This window comes from Mycobacterium sp. E1386 (genome assembly GCF_001672745.1).
Lineage (GTDB): Bacteria > Actinomycetota > Actinomycetes > Mycobacteriales > Mycobacteriaceae > Mycobacterium.
Genome location: NZ_LZKH01000241.1, coordinates 1 through 1,000 on the forward strand (window position 1 = coordinate 1; position 1,000 = coordinate 1,000).

Consider the following 1,000-nt stretch of genomic DNA (forward strand, 5'->3'; position numbering starts at 1 on the left):
CTGCATCGCGTTCGGATTGTCCATGGACTATGAGGTGTTCCTGCTGTCCCGCATCCGCGAGTACTGGCTGGCGTCGAACCGCACGCGAGTCGACAACGACGAGAGCATCGCGCTGGGCGTCGCGCGAACGGGCCGGATCATCACGGCGGCAGCGCTGTTGATGTCGATCTCGTTCGCCGCGCTCACTTCCGCGGAGGTTTCGTTCATGCGGATGTTCGGCGTCGGTCTGACTCTCGCCGTGTTGGTCGACGCCAGCCAGTACTCGCGGATGCGGGACAGCAGGAACACCTCATAGTCCATGGACAATCCGAACGCGATGCAGAACATCAACACCGGGATGTTGGCCACCAGCGTGCCGGTTGGGGTGGTGCCCAACGCGCCCAGATGCCCGTCCTGGAAGATCCACACCAGCGCGCCGAATCCCGCCGTCAACGAAAGCACGTTGAGCAGCACCGCTTTGACGGGCAGCACCACGCTGCCGGTGAGCAGGAAAAGCAACACCAACATGACGCAAGCGACGAAACCGAACAGCAAGGGCAATCGCGACGTAATCGCTTCGACGGAGTCGCGATTCATCTGGGCCATCCCGGCCAGCTCGACTCGGCGGCCATCGGCCAATGGGACCGCATGCAGGCGATCCAGCTGCGCGGCGGAGGCCGGCGAATACAGCGGCGCGCTGCTGGACACCGTCAAATAGGCGCTGCCGTCCGCCATTCCGGCGGGTGCCGACGGCGGCCCTGTGCGCTCACCGGCGAGAAAGGTTCCGGTCGGTGCCGACACCGCCGAGACGTCGGGCACGCGTGACAGCCCGGCGGCGTACTCGTCAAGCTCTCGCGTCGTCAGGCCGTCGGCGCGGGGGATGACGACCCGCACCCTGGTTTCCGACTCGGCACCGAAGTCATGCCGGACCCGGTCGCTCACGGCCCGCGCCGACGACGACGCCGGCAGCACCCGATCGTCGGGATAGCCCCATTTGATGCCGAGGAATGGCGCGCCCAAC

At 66.1% G+C, this 1,000-nt stretch carries 2 pseudogenes; one reads left to right on the plus strand and one right to left on the minus strand.

Annotation, left to right across the window (positions count from 1 at the left end):
• Positions 1–22: 22 nt before the first annotated feature.
• Positions 23–190 (plus strand): annotated as a pseudogene (locus tag A5709_RS27805) (MMPL family transporter); the annotation flags it as partial.
• Here A5709_RS27805 and A5709_RS24745 read toward each other — a convergent pair.
• Positions 136–1,000, minus strand: a pseudogene (locus tag A5709_RS24745) (MMPL family transporter); the annotation flags it as partial. The pseudogenes A5709_RS27805 and A5709_RS24745 overlap by 55 nt on opposite strands.